This is a genomic window from Paenibacillus flagellatus (genome assembly GCF_003217775.1).
GTDB classification, from domain to species: domain Bacteria; phylum Bacillota; class Bacilli; order Paenibacillales; family NBRC-103111; genus Paenibacillus_AB; species Paenibacillus_AB flagellatus.
In genome coordinates this window covers 428,055-446,326 of sequence record NZ_QJVJ01000002.1, presented here as the reverse complement: position 1 = coordinate 446,326, position 18,272 = coordinate 428,055, and the positions used below count along the sequence as shown (strand labels likewise).

Below are 18,272 nucleotides of genomic sequence, written 5' to 3'. Positions count from 1 at the left end.
ATCAATCCCCTGCCCTTCTATTGTTCATCGGACGGTACGAACATGGCGACAAACCCGTCCGCCGGTCCCATCTTCACCGCGAGCGTCCGTTCCCCGTCGCGGTACGTCCGTTCTTCCCGCGCAAACGCCGCGGGCTCGGGGCTCGTCAGCAGCACAGCCCGATACGCACCCGCGCCGAGAAACCCGAGGTCCAGCCGGTCGATCGCACGCGGCTTCTCCGTCCCGTTCAACGCTCCCACGAACCATCGGTCGCCGGAACGGCGCGCCAGCACGGCGAGCTCCGCGATCGCGCTCGGCTCGAGCACCCGCGTCTCGTCCCATACCGACGGCAGCGCCAATAGGACGTCGAGCGCCGGCCGCACCCGGCCGTCGTCCAGCAGGACGGCCGGATTTTCCGCGATCACCTGCATCGGGGACGTGAACGCGACGGCCGTGGCGAGCTGGTGCGCGAACGTCGTCGGCCCCGGATTCGAGTAGCCGACGGGCGTATAGTCCCCGTGCCCGGCGACGAACCGGGTGAACGGCAGCGCCGCGTTATGGAACGCCGGAATCGGCCCTTCCGCCATCTTGTTCAGCTCCAGCCCGCGGATGCCTTCCCGCGTAATCTCGTTCGGGTACGTGCGCGATTCGCCGGTCGGCTTCGAGATGCCGTGGAAATTGACCATCAGCCTCCGCTCGGCCGCGAGCCGCAGCGCGCCGATCTCGAAGTCGATCGCGGCCTTCGACTCGTTGTCGATGAAGTCGATTTTGACGCCGCACGCCCCGGCCGCCTTCACCTCGTCGAGGAACGTCCGCAGCTTCCCGTAGCCGTCGGCGGGATCGTCGACCTCCTTGGACCGTTTCCAGACGAACACGCCGACCCCGCGGGAAGCGGCATAGCCGGCCAGCGCGCGCAGGTCGCCCCAAGGATCGGGCCATTTCTCCCACCCTTCGTCGACGGTCGTATATTCGAACCCGAGCGTTGCCGCGAAGTCGACATATTCCCGCTCCTGCTCCGGCGTGCCCGTCCCTTGGCTCCACCACCGCCATACCGACCGGCCGGGCCGGATGTAAGACGGTTCGGCGAACAGCTCCGGCGACGGCGGCGGGTTCAAATTCGTGAGCAGATCGCTGTTCACGAGCCCGTTCAAATCCGCCGCAACGATCGTCGCCCGCCAAGGCGTAACGATCGTCCCTTCCACCGCGAAGCCCGCTTCCCCCTCCGTAAAATTCGCCCGCAGCTTCCGGCCCCCGACCGCCTCGAGCCGCATGCCGCTATAGTTGTACAGCGCCGCCTCCAGAAGCGCCGCGTAGCCGCGTCCGCCGGGAAGCTCGAGCACGATCGGCGTCCCCTGGACCGGGCCTTGGCCGGAAAAGGTCGGCAGCTCCTCCGCATCGGCGCGAACCCATTCCCCGGCATAGCTTTTCAGCTTCCAGGACGAGTTCCGCTCGAACAGCCATACGCCGCAGCCCGCCGGAATCGTCCAGCTCGACCGTTCGCCGCCGACGACACGTTCGCCATCGCCGGGGACGACGTACCGATAGGCGAAGCCGTCGTCGAACGCCCGCGCCTCCACGCTGTACCCGATGCCGGACGCACGATGCGTCAGCCGCGCCGTCAGCACGCTGCATCGGTTGACCGCGGTGCGGTGCACCCCTCTCGCCGGATACGTCTCGTCGATCGTCCCGCGCTCCTCCCCTTCGAACCGGACGCCGTCCCCGAGATCCGAGCCGTCCACGGTCATTCCCATCTCGGACGGCTCGATGACCGTCCGGCCCCCTGACGTCACCTCATAGTACAGCCTCCCGCCCGAGTCCAGCCCGATTCGGGCCGCCACCGTCCCCCCGGGACTGCGCAGCTCGATCGCCCCCGTCGTCGTTTCCGATGCCATGCTCGTTCCCCTCTCCTCTTCTTCGTTTCGAAATGAAAAGGGCGACGGTCGCCCTAAAGTGATCGAGAAACAAGTTGTCTTTTTTTCCATTATGGAAACAACTTGATAGTAAAGTCAGTCGCTTCGCTTTCCGCACATCTTCGCCGCCCCATTTTGGGCTACACCACTCTCTTTGGACTTTCTCGACAAGCTAAGGGCGACGGGCGCCCTCCCTTCTGGCGGCACGATCCCCCGCCTTATGGAATTGAAGCTTCCGTCGCCCGAGGCGGCGTTATTTTCCGCCGCTTTCCAGCTTCTTGATGAACTCGTTCATTTGCTTGACGTACTCTTCGCCCCCGGCTTTGTACCACCCCGTCAGCAGCTCGTCGAACTTGTCGACCGGCTGCTCGCCGAGTATGATTTTCATCGTCGTCTGGTCCCACACTTTTTGATAATCCAGCATGGCCGGCTTTTTGGACGCCTCCGGGATAAAGCCGACGTCCTTGCCGCGGACGACCGTGTCGAGCGATTTTTTCATCCACGGCGTAATGAGGTCCGTCACTTCCTTCGGCTCGCTCAGGCTCGCGAAGAACGTATAGTCGTTCGCCCGGCGCATCGTGTTGCGGCGAATGCCGGCCGGCGTCGGTGGCGGCGGATCCGATTTGATCAGCACCTTCTTGCCGTTCTCGACCTTGTAGTCCATCCCTTCGAATCCGTCCACGACGATCGGCCAGACGTCGTCCGCCAAATACGCGTCGAGCAGCTCGATCGCCTTTTGCGGGTGTTTGGCCGACTTCGTCAACGCCCAGAAGCCCCACAGCCCGGTCGCGTAACCGCCGCCCTTGACGGTCCCCTTGTCGTCCTTGACGAACACGTACGTCAAATCGGCGTTCGGGTTATGCTTGCGCAGCTCGCCGGTATGCCACGAGTAATGGCCGGCGAAGCCGAGATAGACGCCCGTAACGCCTCTCCAGAACCGTTCGCGCGCCTTCGTCGCGTCGTTGGTGGCGGCGTCCGGATCGACGAGCCCTTCCTTGTGCAGCATGGCCGAATACGCGAGCGATTTCTTGTACCCGTCGTTCGCCGGATCGTATTTCGGGTCGATGAACTCGTACTTGCCGCCGTTCGCCTTTTGCCAGCCCGTCAGACCGAACGCCCCGGTCAAATCCGGATCGAGCACCTTCCGCGAGTTCGTGCCGACGGCGAGCCCGTACGTGTCGTTTTTGCCGTTTTTGTCCGGATCGTTTTTCGTAAATTTGCGCAGGATGTCGGTGAACTGGTCGATCGTTACCTCGGCGTTGTCGGGAATCGAGATGCCGACGTTGGCCAGCCAGTCTTTGCGCACCCAATATTGGTCGTAGCGGGTGACGGACGTGCGCGGGACGCCGTAAATTTTGCCGTCCTGGTTCACCTGGAGGGCGCTCCACGACGTGTCGTACGTATGCTTCGTCAAGTTCGGCGCATTCTTGATATAATCGTTGACCGGGACGACGACGCCGTCCTTCACCGCGTTCAGGAAGCTCGGATCGCTCGGATCCGGGAAGAAGACGAGGTCCGGATAGTTGCCCGACGCCAGCATCAGCTGCAGACGCTCCTTGTAGCCGGTCAGCGGCGGAATTTCAAACTCGAGCTTTGTGTTCGTCTTTTTCTCCAGCAGCTCGATCATCTTCTTGTCGCCGTCGGTCAAGTCCGCCTTCTCGTAGTTGCCCATGATTTTCAGCGTGACCGGCCCGCCGCTCCCCGCGGCTCCGTTCCCCGGATTCGCGCCGGTCCCTTCCTTCCCGCCGTCGCCGCCTCCGCCGCAAGCCGACGTCGACAGCACGGCGAGTGCGGTCAGCCCCGCCCATATCCCCCTGGATTTCAATGCCACGTTCGATCTCCTCCCGTTTGCCTCGAGTTTCGGATTTATAGCCAAGGAAGCGCGGGCTCCCTTCCGCTATCGCGATTGTCCGGTCATCCTTTGACCGAGCCGAGCATGATGCCTTTGACGAAATACTTTTGCACGAACGGGTAGACGAGCAGAATCGGTATCATGACGATCGTCAGCGTCGCGTACTTCAGCGTCTCCCGCGTCGCCTGCGCCCCTCCCGTCTCCGCCGCGTTGCCGCCGGAGGCGATCTCCTTCATCGCCGTCCCTTCGATAATTTCCCGCAGGAACAGCATGAGCGGCCATTTGTCGATGCTGCGGATGTACACGACGCCGTTGAAGAAGTTGTTCCAGTAGCCGACGGCGGCGAACAGGCACAGCGTCGCGATGATCGGCTTGGACAGCGGGACGACGATGCGGAACAGGATGTACGGATCGGAGGCGCCGTCGATGCGGGCCGCCTCCTCCAGCTCCTCGGGAATGCTCTCGAAATAATTTTTCATCAGGATGAGGCTGAACCCCGAGAACAGCGAAGGCAGCACCAGAGCGGCGTACGTATCGAGCAGCCCGAGCGACCGGATCAAGTAAAAGTTCGGGATGAGCCCGCCGCTGAACAGCATCGTGAACACGACGAGCAGCATGAGCGTCCGGCGCCCTTTCAGCGCCGGCTTGGACAGCGGGTACGCCGTAATGATGTACAGGAATATGCCGAGCGCCACGCCGACCGCCGTCACGACGATCGTATTCCGGTAGCTGGTCCACAAAATCCGGTGCGACATGATCTCCTTGTAGGCGCTCAGGTCCAGATCGCGCGGCCAGATCATCAGCGGGTTTTGCACGTAAGCGGCATACGAGCTGAACGAGACGGAGATGACGTTGACGAACGGATACAGCATGACGACGCAAACCAGCGAGACGAGCGCATAGTTGACGACGTCGAACGTTTCGATTTTGCGGCTTGTCATTCGCGCTTCACCTACCAAATTTGTTTGCCGAACAGGCGGGCGAGCCGGTTGGCCGATACGATCAGGACGAGGCCGACGACCGCCTTGAACAGCCCGACCGCCGCCGCGAACGACATCCGACCGTCGATCAGGCCGATCCGGTACGTGAACGTCTCGAACACGTCCGCCACCTCGTAAGTCATCGGGTTGTACAGTAGAAACACCTGCTCGAAGCCGTTGTCCAAAATGTTGCCGACCGACAGGATGAGCAGCACGACGATCGTCGGCGCGATGCCGGGCAGCGTAATGTGGCGGATTTGCCGGAACCGTCCGGCGCCGTCGATGCGGGCCGACTCGTACAGCGTCGGGTCGATGCTCGCCATCGCCGCCAAGTAGATGATCGTCCCCCAGCCGACGCCCTTCCACACCTCAGCGGAGACGAGAATCGTCCGAAAGTATTCCGGCTTGAGCAAAAACGCGACCGGCTCGTAGCCGAGCCCCTTGACGACCGCGTTGACCGGACCGGTCGACGGGGACAGGAAGTTGATGATCATCCCGGCCAGCACGACCCACGAGATGAAGTGCGGCAAGTACAAAACCGTCTGCGACACGCGCTTGAACAGCATGTGCCGGACTTCGTTCAGCATGAGGGCGAGCACGATCGGCGCCGGAAATCCCCACACGATCTGGTAGACGCTCAGGACGAGCGAATTGCGCAGCACGTTGTAAAAATCGCGCGATTCGAACAAGTACGCGAAATTGTCGAACCCGACCCACTCGCTGCCCGTTATGCCCCTGACGAGGCTGAAATCTTGAAACGCGATGACGATGCCGACCATCGGGATATATTTGAACACGAACAAGTACAAAAATCCCGGGACGAGAAACAAATACAGCCATTTGTGATGCGACAAATGCGTCGCGAGCGATTGCCGCCGGCTCGCCGTGCGGCCTTGAGGAAGCGCTTTCTCGATCGCCGACTCCATGCGGGTCCGTTCATCCTTTCTGCCTGAAATGGGAGTGCCGTAGGGGGCTTGCAACATTCATTGTACGTGCCGGCGAATCCGGAAAACATCGCGGATCCGTCGAAATGTTCGGGTATCCGACGAAATGAACGTTCGGAATCCGGCTATATGCGCGACAAAAAAACAAAAAAACCCGCCTTCTCCCGAAGGAGAAAGCGGGGGCCCCGCCGCGCTATTGCCATACGCCCAGCTCTTTCAGCTGCGCCTCCGCCGACCGCATGTAGTCGCCGTATCGGTACTCCGTCTCGAGCGTGCGGAGGAAATCACCGTAGCTGTCGAGCGGTCGTTTGCCGTAAATGAACTTGAACATTTCCTCCTGGATGAACCGTCCCGCGTCGGTCAGGCTGAACCCGGGAGGCGGGTCGATCAACGAATCGTACACGTCGATGCGCGGCTCGTTCATCGCGAACGTGAAGTAAGGCTCCTGCTTCGGAAACTTCGTGCGCAGATAGACCATTTCGTCCCGCCCGATCAGCTGGTACAAGTACGAGTATTTCGCTTCGGGCATTTTGTCGGTCGGCACGATCGTCCCGTTCGACCGTTTGTAATGCTTGCCCTCGATGCCGTACAGGACGAGACGGCTGCCCTCGTCGGACGACAAGTAGGCGAGAAGCCGAATGATTTTGTCCAGCTTCGCCGGCTGCTGGGCGAGCTTGGCCGACAGCACGAGAATGTTGCGCGCGCCCACGTCGTTGTAGGCCGTGCTCGCGCCTCCGGGGCCGCGCGGGGCGGGAACTTGCGCCCAGCGGGCGTTCGGATTGAGCGGTTGCCACTCGCGGACCTTGTTGTCGTTGACGAGATTCGGCCAGTTGTAATAAATGAGGCCCACTTGTCCTTGGAACGCCTTCGCTTCGTTCTGGATTTGCGTGTTGGACAAAAAATCGGGATCGACGACGCCGGCGTCGACCATCCGCTTCGCGAACGCGAGCGCCGTCAGCTGATCCGGGTCGTACAGCGAGTTGACGAGCTTGCCGTTCTTGATATAGAAATGGCCGGGATACGTCGTGCCGAATGCGCCGAAAATCGGGCCGAGCGCCGACGACGGGCTTCCGCTGAAGCCGAACGTATCCCGCTTGCCGTTGCCGTCCGGATCGCGCTCCGTCATCGCCTTCGCCGTCTCGAGCAGACCGTCCAGGTCGGCCGGCGGATCGAGCCCGAGCTTGTCGAGCCAATCTTCGCGGATCCAGTACGAATACTGGAACGACGTGTCGGCTCGCGGCAGCCCGTACCGCTTCCCGTCCACCGTCGTGAACATCGGGTCGTCGATGCCGGTAAAAGCGACGGCCGGCGCCAGCAAATCGGCGTACGGAGACAGATCGAGAATCGACCCTTGTCTCGCCAGCTTGACCATATCGCGCCGGTTCACGTAAAACAGATCGGGCAGACTGCCTTCCGCGAGCCGGACGTTCAATTGGTTGCGGCAGGCGTCCCCGAGACATTCCACAATGTTCAGGTCGATGTTCAGCTTGGCGTCGAGCGCCTTCTTGATGTCGTCGTCGTTCGGATCGGGCAGCTCGCTTCCCGACACGAGCACCTCGATATGCGGCGCGTCCCGCGCCGGCTCCGCGCCTTCGAACGTTTCGCCGCCGGGCTCGCACGCCGGCAGCAGGCCGAGCGCGGCCCACACGGCCGCCATCCATACCGCCGCAATCCGGCTTCGCTTCATGTCGAAGACGCCCCCTTTTGTCCGCTTTCTTCCGATTATAAACGGTTTCCCGCCGTCCAACCAGAAGTTGCGGCATGCGGAATCCGGCGAAAAGTTTGGGGATCCGGCTTTTTCGGCATCGCCCGCTGTCTTCGCGCCCGAATCCCTTTATAATGAAAAGGAGGACTTACTATTCGGGAAGGACAGAACCCGCCATGACATTCGCGCTTCCGGGCCGCAGGCCGCTTCGGGCGAAGCTGTCGGCCAAAATGTTCGCCATCTGCTTCGTGCTGGTCGAATCGATCATTCTGCTGCTCGGCTTCTCGTATTACCGGTACTCCTCCGCCACGCTGCTCGAGGCGCAAACCGAATACGCCAAACAGATGGTCCAGAAGTCGGACGAATATTTGCAGCTCAACCTGACGAACATCCGCAGCTTTTTCCTTTCGGTCGCGAACGACAACCGGCTCCGGAACGGGACGCGGCCGGAAATTCGCAGCTGGCTGAGCGAAAACCTGATCTACTTCATGCCGAACGCGAGCCACATCCATCTGCTCGTCGGCGACCGAGACATCGTAAGCACGGCGGCGAACAGCTGGGAGCTTCCGTCCAGCGACTACTTGATGCAGCGGCTGTCCTCCGTCATCCATCGCGGCGAGCTCGTCTGGATCGGCCCGTACTTCTCCCCCGCCTCGGGCTACACCGTATCCGTGGCGATGGATGTAAGCGCTCCCGGCGGCGCCCGTCATCTGCTGCTCGTCGACCTCGATTTGCCGAAGCTGTACCGGGCGCTTATTCCCGACACCGCTTCGCATATGCAGGGCTCGCTGCTGCTGCTCGGCGACGACAGCCGGCTCGTGTACGCCAGGCCGCCCTACGGCTCGTATTCGGTGTTCGACAAATCGTTCGCCTTGACCGGCATTCCCGAGTCGCTGTTTCACGCCAGATGGCTCCAATACGATTATCACGGGCCGCAGTCGCAGGAGCTGTTCCTGACGCGAAGCCGGACCAACTTCGTCGGCTGGCAGGTCGTCTGGGTGATGGACAAGAAGACGCTGCTCGGCCCGCTGCAGCGGCTCGTCAACTATACGTGGCTGCTCGTCGGCCTGTCGTTTCTGCTGTCGCTCGCCATCGCCTGGCTCATCTCCGTCCTGATCAGCCGGCCGATCCGCCGGATCGCCTCGACGATGAACGACGTCTCCAAGGGCAATTTGGACGCATCCATCCAAATGCCGAGGTCGGACGAGCTCGGCTTCCTCGCCGCGCAGTTCAACCGGATGGTCGCGCGCATCCGCCAGCTTGTCGAAGATTTGCGCTACACCGAGGAGCAGCGCAAAATCGCCGACTTCAAAGCGCTGCAGGCGCAAATCAAGCCGCATTTCCTGTTCAATACGCTGAACACGATCAGCGTCGTCGCCCGCCAAGGCGACTTGAACAAAGCGGACTCGCTCATCTCCGCCTTGACGGATCAGCTGCAATACAGTCTCGATGCGTCTCCGGCGCCGATCCCGTTCCGCGACGAGCTGCGGTCGATGGAAAGCTACATCGTCCTGATGGCCGCCCGCTACCCGGGATCGTTCGACTTCGAGTCGGACGTCGATCCGAACGTGCTCGACTATTGGTTTCCGAAGTTCGCCCTGCAGCCGCTCGTCGAGAACGCGATTTTCCACGGGCTCGTGCCGGCCGGCCGCCGGGGGACGCTGTTTATCGGCGCTTCGGATCACGGCGATTGCTGGGACATCATGATCGAGGACGGCGGCGTCGGCATGCCGGAGGCGAAGCTGGCCCGGCTGGTCGGCCAGCTCGAAGGGAACGAGCCTTCGGAGAGGATCGGCGTCACGAACGTGCATCGCCGGCTTCGGCTGCTGTTCGGCGACCGGTACCGGATCCGCATCGAAAGCTCGCCCGACGCGGGCACGCGGCTTCTGCTCACGCTGCCGATCGTCCGCGATCCCGGGCAGATCGCGATGCAGGGAAAATGGTGAAAGATCGTCCATGGAGGAGGTGCCGACACCGATGACGACGATGAAACGAATCGTCCTGATCGACGACGAGCCGCTTGCCCGGCAGCATATCCGCGAGCGGTTTCCGTGGAGCGATTGGGGCTTTGCGATCGCGGGCGAAGCGGCGAACGGGGAAGAAGCGCTCGAGCTGTGCCGCTCCGTCGATCCGGACATCGCCCTGATCGATATTACGATGCCCGTCATGGACGGACTGACGCTGCTCGGCCGGCTGAAGGAGGAGTTTCGCCGCATCCGGACGATCATGCTGACCGCGCATCGCGACTTCGGCTACGTGCAGAGTGCCATGCAGCTCGGAGCGGTCGGCTACATCCTGAAGTCGCCCGTCGATCTCGTGCAGACGAAGGCGGCGCTGGACCGCGCGTGCGAGGAGCTCGAGCGCGACAGCCGCTATACGGAGAAGGTGCGGTCGCATCAGCAGCTGATCCGCAACTACAATTATTCGCTGCGCGAGCAGTTTTTCGAGAACGTGCTGACCGGCAGCTTGTCGGCCGATCGCGAAATCGTCGAGCGCGGAGCGCTGCTCGATATTAAGCTGAAGGCGCCGTGGCTCGTCATGGCCGTCTGCCGGGTCGACGCGATCGAATCGTTCGGCGCGAAGTACAACGAAATCGACCGGCCGCTGGCCGAGTTCAGCTTGCTCGAAATCGTCCGGGAGACGCTGCAGGACGGAGGCGGCGGGTTCGAGCTGTTCCCGCTCTCCTTCGGCCAATTCGTCATCGTGATGACGCATGGCGCCGGCGATTTGGACGAAAGCGAGGTGCGGCAGCGCGTGACGGCGATGGCCGACGCGCTAGAACGTCCGCTCGAGCGGTATTTGGGCGTCCGGCTATGGATCGGCGTCAGTCCTCCGTTCCGGACGCCGGCATCGATGCGGTCCGTATACGCCCAGACGGAGCAGCGGCTGTCGTATTCGTTTTACCGCGACAAGCCGGGTCCGCTGTTCTGGGATCGGGTCGCCCCGTACCGCGACGTGCCCGAGCAGGAGCTGAACCAGCTGATCGACGATTTGAAGCGGACGCTCGCCTCCGGCGATGCCGGAGAATTGGACGAATGGGCGGCGCGGATGAAGCTGACGTTCCGGCTGCATACGCCGGAGCCGTACAAGGCGAAGCGGTGGCTCGATTCGCTGAAGTCGCTGTTTCCCGATTCGGACGACGCGCTGCCCGCCTCCCCGTGGCCGAACGTGCACGCCTGCCATACGCTGCACGAAGCGGCCCTCTCCGTCGCGGGCTGGATGAAGGAGCGGAAGCGGCGGATGGAGCAGGCACGGCGGGTGCGCCCGGAAATTCGCCTCGCGATCCAGTACATCCGGGCGCATCTCCAGGACGAGCTGACGCTCGAGGCGATCGCCGACCATATCCAGCTGAGCGCCTCGTACATGGGCCATCTGTTCAAAAAAGAAATCGGCACGTCCGTCATGGACTATATTCTCGAGCAGCGGATCGAGCGGGCCAAGTCGTATTTGGTCAGCGGGCGGTACCGCAACTACGAGCTTGCCGAGAAAGCGGGGTTCCGGAACTATTCGCACTTCTGCACGATGTTCAAAAAGTATGCCGGCATGACGCCGAACGAGTTCAAAAACAAGCACAAGCCGCTCGTAACGCCCTAAGGCGGGCGATTGGCCTTGCGCGAACCGGTCGTTGTATAATGGGGGCAGGACTACGATACGTATTGACGAGCGGGGAGGATCATTCCATGTTGAACATCGGCGCGGAGGCACCGTCCTTCGAGGCGGACTCGACGCAGGGCAAAATCCGGCTGAGCGATTGGATCGGGCAGCGGCCGGTCGTGCTCATTTTCTATCCGAAGGACGAAACGCCGGGCTGCACGGCGCAGCTGTGCGCCGTCCGCGACAGCAAGGCGAAGTACGACGCGCTCGGCGCCGTCGTGATCGGCGTCAACCCCGGCGGCCTCGACGACCATCGGGCGTTCGCCCGTCATCACGGGCTCGACTTCCCGATCGTCTCCGACAAGGACGAGACCATCCGCAAGCGGTACGACGTCGGCAAAATACTCGGCTTGTTTCTCCAGCAGCGGGTCGTCTACGTCATCGGCAAGGACGGGCGCATCGCCTACGCGTACAAAGGCAATCCGCCGACGGAAGTGCTGCTCGAGGTGCTGCTGAAGTCGTAGAGCGGCGCCGGCGCGACAAAGAACCCCGAATTCTCGCTGGCGAGAGTCCGGGGTTCTTGCTTCCGACTGCGTCTCGATTGCGTTCCTCCCGGCCGGCTTGCCGCCGAACCGGGGCGACGGACGGCTCAGGCGCCGTACATCCGGCTCGTCTCCTGCCATACCTCGCCCGGCGCCAGCGTAACGATGCCCGCCTCCTCGGCGGAGAACGGCGCCGCCGGCGCGTTGACCATATTCGTCTGCGGCTCCGGGCAGAAAAACCCGCCTTGCGCGCCGCCGTTATAAATCATCCAAAACTTGAAGGCATTGCCGGCTTCGTACACGAGCTTCGCGTTCGCGCGCGTATCCGTCAGCTCCATGACGTTGCGGCCGCCCTGCGGCACCGCCGTGTAATGGTTGTCGAGCGGCTCGAAAAACGGCGACGTCCCGTCTCCCTGCATGAGCGTCTCGTGCTCGGACAGCGGCGCGTACCGGCCGGTCGGCAGCATCCGGTCGTTCAGCTCGATGCGCCGCCCGATCGTCATCTTGAACCGGCAGTCGGACGGGCTGCTGCCCGGGGCGAACGGCGCGTTGACCGTCGTATGGAAGCCGAGCGTGCACGGCATCGGCTCGTCGCCGTCGTTGCGGACTCCCGTCTCCTGCTTCAATCCGTCGGGACCGAGCGAGTAGCGGATTTTGATCGTGAACCGGTGAGGGAACGACGCATAGGCCGGATGCGATTCGGTTACGCGCTGCGCCACGACGACGTAGCTGCATACGTCGTCAGCGCCGTAATCGTCGACCTGCCAAGGCATGTCGTAAAAAAATCCGTGCAGATGGTTGCCGGTTTTCGCCTCGTTGACCGGCAGTTGGTAAGTGCGGCCGTTCCATGGAAAGCGGCCGTCCTCGTACCGGTTCGGCGGGAACAGCACCGGAATGCCGTGAACCATCGGCCGGCGCTTGAACGCGTCCATCTCGTCCGCTTCCGGCTCGCGCAAGTAGCGGTATCCTTTCTCCGTATCGCGAAATGCGACCAAATTGCCTCCGACGTCCGGAAGCAGAGCCGCTTCATACGCCCCGTAGCGGAGCCAGATCGCCTTTTCCCCGTGAAAAGTCCCTTCGTATGCGTTCGACATTGTCCGTCTCTCCTCCCGAAATCCCGCTTGCCGCGGGCGACTCCATCCGCCTGCTTTGTCTTCTTTCTAGTCATTATAATGCAAACCGCCGCGGCATGCCATATTAAACGAAGCGTTCGGCGGCGGGGGCTGCCCGAGACGGCCGCCGATTATGCGGATAAGCCGCCCCGCGTCACTCGGCGCGAATCGCAAGAGAGGGGAACCTTCCGGTTCCCCTCTCCTCCTTCGTCCGCGGCGATCCGGAGCGTCACTGCGACAAGCGCAGCGCCAGCTCGTACAGCTCGCGGTCGAACGATTTCTTCGTATGAACGACCGTATCGATATCGGTCGTGACGAGCTGCCCCTTGATGACGCCGCACGCCTTGCCCGAGTCGCCCTCGAGCAGCTGGCGGACGGCGAAATCGCCGAGACGGCTCGCCAGAATGCGATCGTTGTGCGTCGGCGTGCCGCCGCGCTGAATATGGCCGAGCACGGTGACGCGCGCGTCGATGCCGTTCAATTCCTTGATCCGGTCGGCGACGCTTTGGGCGCTGCCCGCTCCTTCGGCGACGACGATGATGCTGTGGCGCTTGCCGACCTGGAAGTTGCCCTCCATCCGCTTCGCCACTTCCTCGAGGTCGAACGGCACTTCCGGCACGAGAATCGTCTCGGCGCCGCTCGCGAGTCCCGCATACAGCGCGATGTCGCCGCAGTGGCGGCCCATCACCTCGACGACCGAGGAACGCTCGTGCGAGCTCATCGTATCGCGCAGCTTGTTGATCGCGTCGACGACGATGCTGACCGCCGTATCGAAGCCGATCGTATAGTCGGTGAACGGAATGTCGTTATCGATCGTCCCCGGCAGCCCCATCGTGCGGATGCCGAGCTTGCTCAGCTTGTTGGCGCCTTGGTAGGAGCCGTCGCCGCCGATGACGACGAGGCCGTCGATGCCGTGCTTGCGCAAATTGTCGGCGCCGAGCTGCTGCCCTTCCGGCGTCATGAACTCTTTGCACCGGGCCGTCTGCAAAATCGTGCCGCCGCGCTGAATGATGTCGCCTACGCTGCGCAGGTCCATCGGCCGGATGTCGTCGTTGATCAAGCCGGCGTATCCCCGCTGGACGCCGAACACTTCAAGCCCGTAATAAATCGCGCTTCGCACGACCGCGCGGACAGCCGCGTTCATCCCCTGCGAGTCTCCGCCACTCGTCAGAACGGCTATCTTCTTCACTGTCATCCTCGTAAATCCCCTTTCGTTCTCGTTGCATGGTATGGTTGGCGGTACGCCGCCGCGCGAGGCGGACAGCGGCCGTTCGGACGCGCGTTACCCGGACGTCTTGCGGATCCAGACGCTGTTCGCCCAGAAAAACACGCGCATGAGCGGACTTCCCTTCATCAGCTGTCTCGAAATGCGCCGCACCTGCTCCTGCTCCCTCACCTTCGGGTCGGACAAGTAGAGCGCGAGCAGTCCTTCGATAATCATGCGGTGAAACTGCGGATGGTCGAGCCGGACGACGTCCCGGCGGGCCCGTTCCGCGATGACCGCGATTTGGTTCGCCGTCGTCTCGCCGTCTTCGTAATAAAAGCAAAAGTTCAAATCCCCGCCCGCGCGGTCCTCGTCCTGGTCGATCAAATAGTCGAGCAAAATGTGCAGCCCGCAGACATGCGGAAAATACGCGTCCCGGATCGCCTCGACCCGGCCGGCATCGAGCGATTCGTCCGCCGCGGCCAAAAACAAATAAAAGACGCCGAGCGTAGAGCCCGTCGCGGCGGCAAACTCGTTCCAGCGCAAATGCGAAAACCTCGGGCGGTGCGTCTCCCACCAGCTCATCAGCTCGCCCTCGCGCAGGTCGTGCCGGATATGCTTGTACACCTGCAAATCGCCGTACAGCCCGACAAGCTCCTTCACGGACTCGCGCACGAGGCCGTAGGAAGGAAGCCGGGCGATGCACGATCGGCACGTGCGCACGAGCTCGTGCAAATAGCCGCCGTCCTCCCGCTCCGTTCGAAGCGCGTAATAGTCGGCGAGCGGCGCATCCGGGTCCACCGCGTCGAGCATCGAACGGTGGAGCAGCCGGAAATCTTCCGGATCGAGCGACGTGCTCCGGTCGCACAAGTTATCCAAATAATCGCTGATCGTCTGAAAGGCGACGATCAGCGGAACGAGCACGTCGCGCATCGGCAAATTGGCGGCGGCGTACACGGCGCCGCCCTTGCAATGGAATTCTTTATGGGTCATGCTGTCGATAGCCTGCTTGCGCAGCTCCGGATCGGGCATCCGCTCGGCCGTTTCCCGCCATCGCTTCAACTCGTCCCTCACGAGGGGAAAGACGTACCGATAAATGCGGTGCATGAGCGTAACCGGATTTCGGGGAACCGACAGGGGTCTTCGCAACGTCGTTTTCACTTGCCGCTTTCCTCCACAGCGTATCTTGAAGTTCCCGGCGCAAGCCCGGACCTGCGGAACGCGGCTTGCCACCTATTCCCCCATTATAGTACAAACGAATCGAACTTCCTAATAATGCCCTTTGACCGACACGTCCTGATCGGCGCGGAACCACAGGTGGAGGTCCGTGATGCAGCTGGCCAATTCGGCGATTTCGGTATTGAGGCGGCACGACGCGGGGAAATCGTCTTCCCCGTTCAGCCGGTTCTGCTTGTCGACGATCGAGCGCTCGAGCTGCATGATCCGGTCGGGAATACGTCCCCGTATCCGTTCCCAGTCGTGCAGCAGCCTGCTTTGCTCCGCTTCCGTAAGCGCGTCCCACTCCACGTGCAGCACCGGAAGCTCGATGCCGAGACGCTCGTCGTATGTGAACTCGTATTTCATGATGCGGCCTCCCGACGCGGCTCTTGACCTCTAATTTACCACGGTCCCCGCTTTTCCGCCAAGGGATATGTCAGGTTCGTGAAAAAAAAGACCGCGTGTCAACATTTTCTGCTAGGCGATCCGGCCGAACCGTTTTATAATGAAAACGAGCCATTCCCGTTTACAAAATCGTTACGTTTCGTACATACGCGCTTGAGTGAGCAAGCGCCATCCGCGACCAGTCTGGAGAGAACGCGTCATGACGAATACCGGCAACGAACGACGGCTGACCATGGGGCAGCTTTTTGCTTTTTTTATCCCGCTCGGCCTGTCCGCGAGCCTCGTGACGATATCGCACGTCATTATCAACAGCACGCTCGCACGCTCCGCCGACCCCGAAATCATCATAGCCAGCTATGCGATCGGCCTCAGCATGCTGGGCATTATCGAACGACCCGCCATCTTGCTTCGCCAGACGTGTTCCGCGCTCGTACGCGACCGGACCTCGTTCAAGGCGATGACAACCGTGGCGGTTTGTCTATTGATCGGCATGTTCGGCGCGGGACTGCTCATTTCGTATACCCCTGTCGGGAGGCTGCTGTTTCTTAGGCTGTTCGGCGTCGACGAATCGATGCTGCTCGCGATCATTCACGTTTACCGGATTTTGATGTTCGTCAGCATATTTTCCGGCATCCGCTGCTTGTATCACGGCATCATCATCAGCAACATGCGCACGAAATGGCTGACGATCGGCATGGCCGTCCGGCTGGCGGCGATGTATGCGGTGTCGATGGCGTACATTCATCTGTTCGGGGTCGAGAGCGGCCAGGTCGGGGCGGTCATTTTCCTCGTCGGCATGGTGATCGAAGCCGCGCTCAGCTATTGGGAGGGCTCCAAGCTCGCCAAGACGCTTCCGTTGAAAAAAGCAGGCCACGACGTCGAGAAGCCGGGGCAAATTTTCAAATTTTACCGGCCGCTGCTCTACTCGTCGTTCATCGCCGTCATGATCGGCCCGTCGATCAACGCGATGCTCGGGAAAACGGCCGACATCGAGCTGTCCATCGCCTCGTTCGCGATCGCGGCCAGCTTGGCCCAGCTCGTGCAGAGCTTTTTTTCGTACATGCACCAAATCGTCCTCAATTTTTACCGCAAGGACGCCGCGCTCGCCGTCCGGTTCGTCACGCTGTGCGCGTTCGTGCCGACGATTCTGATCGGCCTGCTCGCCTATACGCCCGCCGGACCGTGGTTCATGGAGCACGTCATGGGGGTGAACGAGCGGCTCATGACGGCGAGCCTGCATACGCTTCGGGTGTTCATGCTCATGACGCTGCTCTTCCCGTGGCTCGACTTCTGCAACGGGCTGATCATGCTGCGCGGCCAGACGAAGGTGACGCTGCTGTCGCAGACGGCGAACGTCACGGCGACGGTCGCCACCCTCGTCCTGTGCGTCTGGAGCACCCCCGGCTGGAACGGCATGATCGGCGCGCTCGCGCAATCGATCGGCATCGCCGCCGAGCTGGCGGTCGTCGCGTTCGCCATCCGCTCGGCATCGGCGGCGGCGGTCGGACGCGGGACGGGGGCTGCGCTGTAAGCCGATTTCGCAGGAAAAGGAAGGGAATCGCATGACAATCGACAGGTCGCAACGGGAATCGGTCCGGCCGTCGGCCGCTTCGGGGGGCCGAGCCGCGTCCGCGCCGAACGACCACCGGGAGCCGCCGGCCGAAGCGCTTCCGACCGTTCGGGACGAATGGACGATGCGGTCGTTCTCGTTCGTGTTTTATATGACGATGGCGCTCGTCGTCTCGTTTTTTCCGCTATATTTCAGCGCCAAAGGGTACTCGAAGCTGCAAATCGGCGCCATCTATTCCATCGGGCCGTTCATCGGCATCGCCGCCAATCTGTTCTGGGGGTACGCGAGCGACAAGCTGCAGACGATCCGCAAAGTGCTGATCGTCATGCTGCTCGGGCAGCTGACGACGACGATCGTGCTGACGCAAATCGACGCGATCGCCTGGCTGTACGTCGCGATGGTCGCGTTCAACTTTTTCCATACGCCGATCAACGGCTTGAACGACAGCCTGACGCTGCTGCTGATCCGGCGGACCGGCAAAAGCTACGCCAGCTTCCGCGTCTGGGGCTCGCTCGGCTTCGCCTTCTCGTCCCTCGTCTTCGGCTTCGTCCTGCAAGCCGTCGGCGCGGAGAACACGATTTTGTTCACGATCGGCACCGTCTCGCTTTCGCTCTCGCTCGCCTTCTTCCTGAAGGACCGGGCGGGAAGCGGCGCCGGACCGGTCCGCTTCTCCGGCTTCTTCGACATCGTCCGCCAGCCGCGGCTTCTGCTGTTTCTCGCGCTCATCTTCACGATGTCGTTCGCGCACCGGGCGAACGACGGCTTCCTCGCGCTTACGCTGAAGGAGATGGGCGCGAGCGACACCGTCATCGGCTGGGCTTGGACGGCGTCGTCGCTCAGCGAGATTCCGATGTTTTTTTGGCTCAGCCGCAACGGGCACAAGTTCAAGGAGCTTCCGCTGCTGACGATCGCCTCGTTCTTTTACGCGATCCGGTTTTTCCTCGTCAGCGTCGTGACCGATCCGATCTGGATCATCCCGCTGCAGACGATGCACAGCGTCACGTTCGGCATATTCCTCGTCACCGCGCTCCGGTACATCCAGCAGCTTATCCCGGACCGGTTCCGGGCGACCGGGCAGGCGATCTACAACATCGTCTGGTCGTGCCTCGCCGGACTGGCTAGCGGCATCGTCGGCGGATGGGTGTTCGACGGCTGGGGAGCGCCGGCCATGTATCGGGTTGCGGCGGTATCGGCGCTGCTCGCCTGCGCGGGATTTTTGCTGACGTCGCTGCTGCTGCGCAGCCGGGAGGGGTGAGT

The 18,272-nt window shown here is 62.1% G+C and carries 14 protein-coding genes; 5 read left to right on the top strand and 9 right to left on the bottom strand.

Annotation, left to right across the window (positions count from 1 at the left end; genetic code table 11):
• Positions 1–17 precede the first annotated feature (17 nt).
• From DLM86_RS05450 to DLM86_RS05430, 5 genes are all read right to left on the bottom strand, one after another.
• A complete protein-coding gene (locus tag DLM86_RS05450; protein WP_158289342.1) occupies positions 18–1,871 on the bottom strand; it encodes a glycoside hydrolase family 97 protein in 1,854 nt (617 codons plus the stop codon).
• Positions 1,872–2,142: 271 nt separating this feature from the next.
• Positions 2,143–3,720, bottom strand: coding sequence for an extracellular solute-binding protein (locus tag DLM86_RS05445; RefSeq protein ID WP_146250156.1), 1,578 nt, complete (start codon positions 3,718–3,720; stop codon positions 2,143–2,145).
• An 83-nt stretch (positions 3,721–3,803) separates the two neighbouring features.
• Positions 3,804–4,682: a carbohydrate ABC transporter permease gene (locus DLM86_RS05440; protein WP_110838949.1), complete on the bottom strand. Its 879-nt coding sequence runs from the start codon at positions 4,680–4,682 to the stop codon at positions 3,804–3,806.
• Positions 4,683–4,693: 11 nt separating this feature from the next.
• On the bottom strand, positions 4,694–5,647 hold the full coding sequence (locus tag DLM86_RS05435) for an ABC transporter permease (protein WP_110838948.1): 954 nt from the start codon (positions 5,645–5,647) through the stop codon (positions 4,694–4,696).
• A 211-nt stretch (positions 5,648–5,858) separates the two neighbouring features.
• Complete coding sequence (locus DLM86_RS05430) at positions 5,859–7,352, bottom strand: extracellular solute-binding protein (RefSeq protein ID WP_110838947.1); 1,494 nt, start codon at positions 7,350–7,352, stop codon at positions 5,859–5,861.
• A gap of 194 nt (positions 7,353–7,546) precedes the next feature.
• Between DLM86_RS05430 and DLM86_RS05425 the strand changes: the two genes are divergently transcribed.
• The 3 genes from DLM86_RS05425 to DLM86_RS05415 all read left to right on the top strand — a co-directional run bounded on the left by DLM86_RS05425 (position 7,547) and on the right by DLM86_RS05415 (position 11,488).
• Positions 7,547–9,316 carry a sensor histidine kinase gene (locus DLM86_RS05425; RefSeq protein ID WP_158289341.1) on the top strand — a complete coding sequence of 590 codons (1,770 nt, stop codon included), beginning with the start codon at positions 7,547–7,549 and terminating at the stop codon, positions 9,314–9,316.
• 31 nt (positions 9,317–9,347) lie between these two features.
• The gene (locus DLM86_RS05420; RefSeq protein ID WP_158289340.1) at positions 9,348–10,964 is read left to right on the top strand and encodes a response regulator; all 1,617 of its coding nucleotides are present in this window, start codon (positions 9,348–9,350) and stop codon (positions 10,962–10,964) included.
• Positions 10,965–11,050: 86 nt separating this feature from the next.
• On the top strand, positions 11,051–11,488 hold the full coding sequence (locus DLM86_RS05415) for a peroxiredoxin (RefSeq protein ID WP_110838944.1): 438 nt from the start codon (positions 11,051–11,053) through the stop codon (positions 11,486–11,488).
• A 125-nt stretch (positions 11,489–11,613) separates the two neighbouring features.
• Here the strand turns inward: DLM86_RS05415 and DLM86_RS05410 are convergent, their stop codons facing one another.
• The 4 genes from DLM86_RS05410 to DLM86_RS05395 form a co-directional block, all read right to left on the bottom strand.
• Positions 11,614–12,600, bottom strand: coding sequence for an aldose 1-epimerase (locus tag DLM86_RS05410; RefSeq protein WP_110838943.1), 987 nt, complete (start codon positions 12,598–12,600; stop codon positions 11,614–11,616).
• 247 nt (positions 12,601–12,847) lie between these two features.
• Positions 12,848–13,813 (bottom strand): 6-phosphofructokinase, encoded by a 966-nt coding sequence (gene pfkA, locus DLM86_RS05405; protein WP_110838942.1) that lies wholly within the window; start codon positions 13,811–13,813, stop codon positions 12,848–12,850.
• An 87-nt stretch (positions 13,814–13,900) separates the two neighbouring features.
• Positions 13,901–14,929 (bottom strand): tetraprenyl-beta-curcumene synthase family protein, encoded by a 1,029-nt coding sequence (locus DLM86_RS05400; protein ID WP_110839193.1) that lies wholly within the window; start codon positions 14,927–14,929, stop codon positions 13,901–13,903.
• Positions 14,930–15,091: 162 nt separating this feature from the next.
• Entirely contained in the window at positions 15,092–15,406 is a 315-nt protein-coding gene (locus DLM86_RS05395; protein WP_110838941.1) for a hypothetical protein, read from the bottom strand.
• Positions 15,407–15,644: 238 nt separating this feature from the next.
• On the opposite strand from DLM86_RS05395, the gene DLM86_RS05390 reads away from it, so the two are divergent.
• Together DLM86_RS05390 and DLM86_RS05385 are read left to right on the top strand one after the other, a co-directional pair.
• Complete coding sequence (locus DLM86_RS05390) at positions 15,645–16,976, top strand: MATE family efflux transporter (protein ID WP_110838940.1); 1,332 nt, start codon at positions 15,645–15,647, stop codon at positions 16,974–16,976.
• A 31-nt stretch (positions 16,977–17,007) separates the two neighbouring features.
• On the top strand, positions 17,008–18,270 hold the full coding sequence (locus DLM86_RS05385) for an MFS transporter (RefSeq protein WP_245954362.1): 1,263 nt from the start codon (positions 17,008–17,010) through the stop codon (positions 18,268–18,270).
• Positions 18,271–18,272 lie beyond the last annotated feature (2 nt).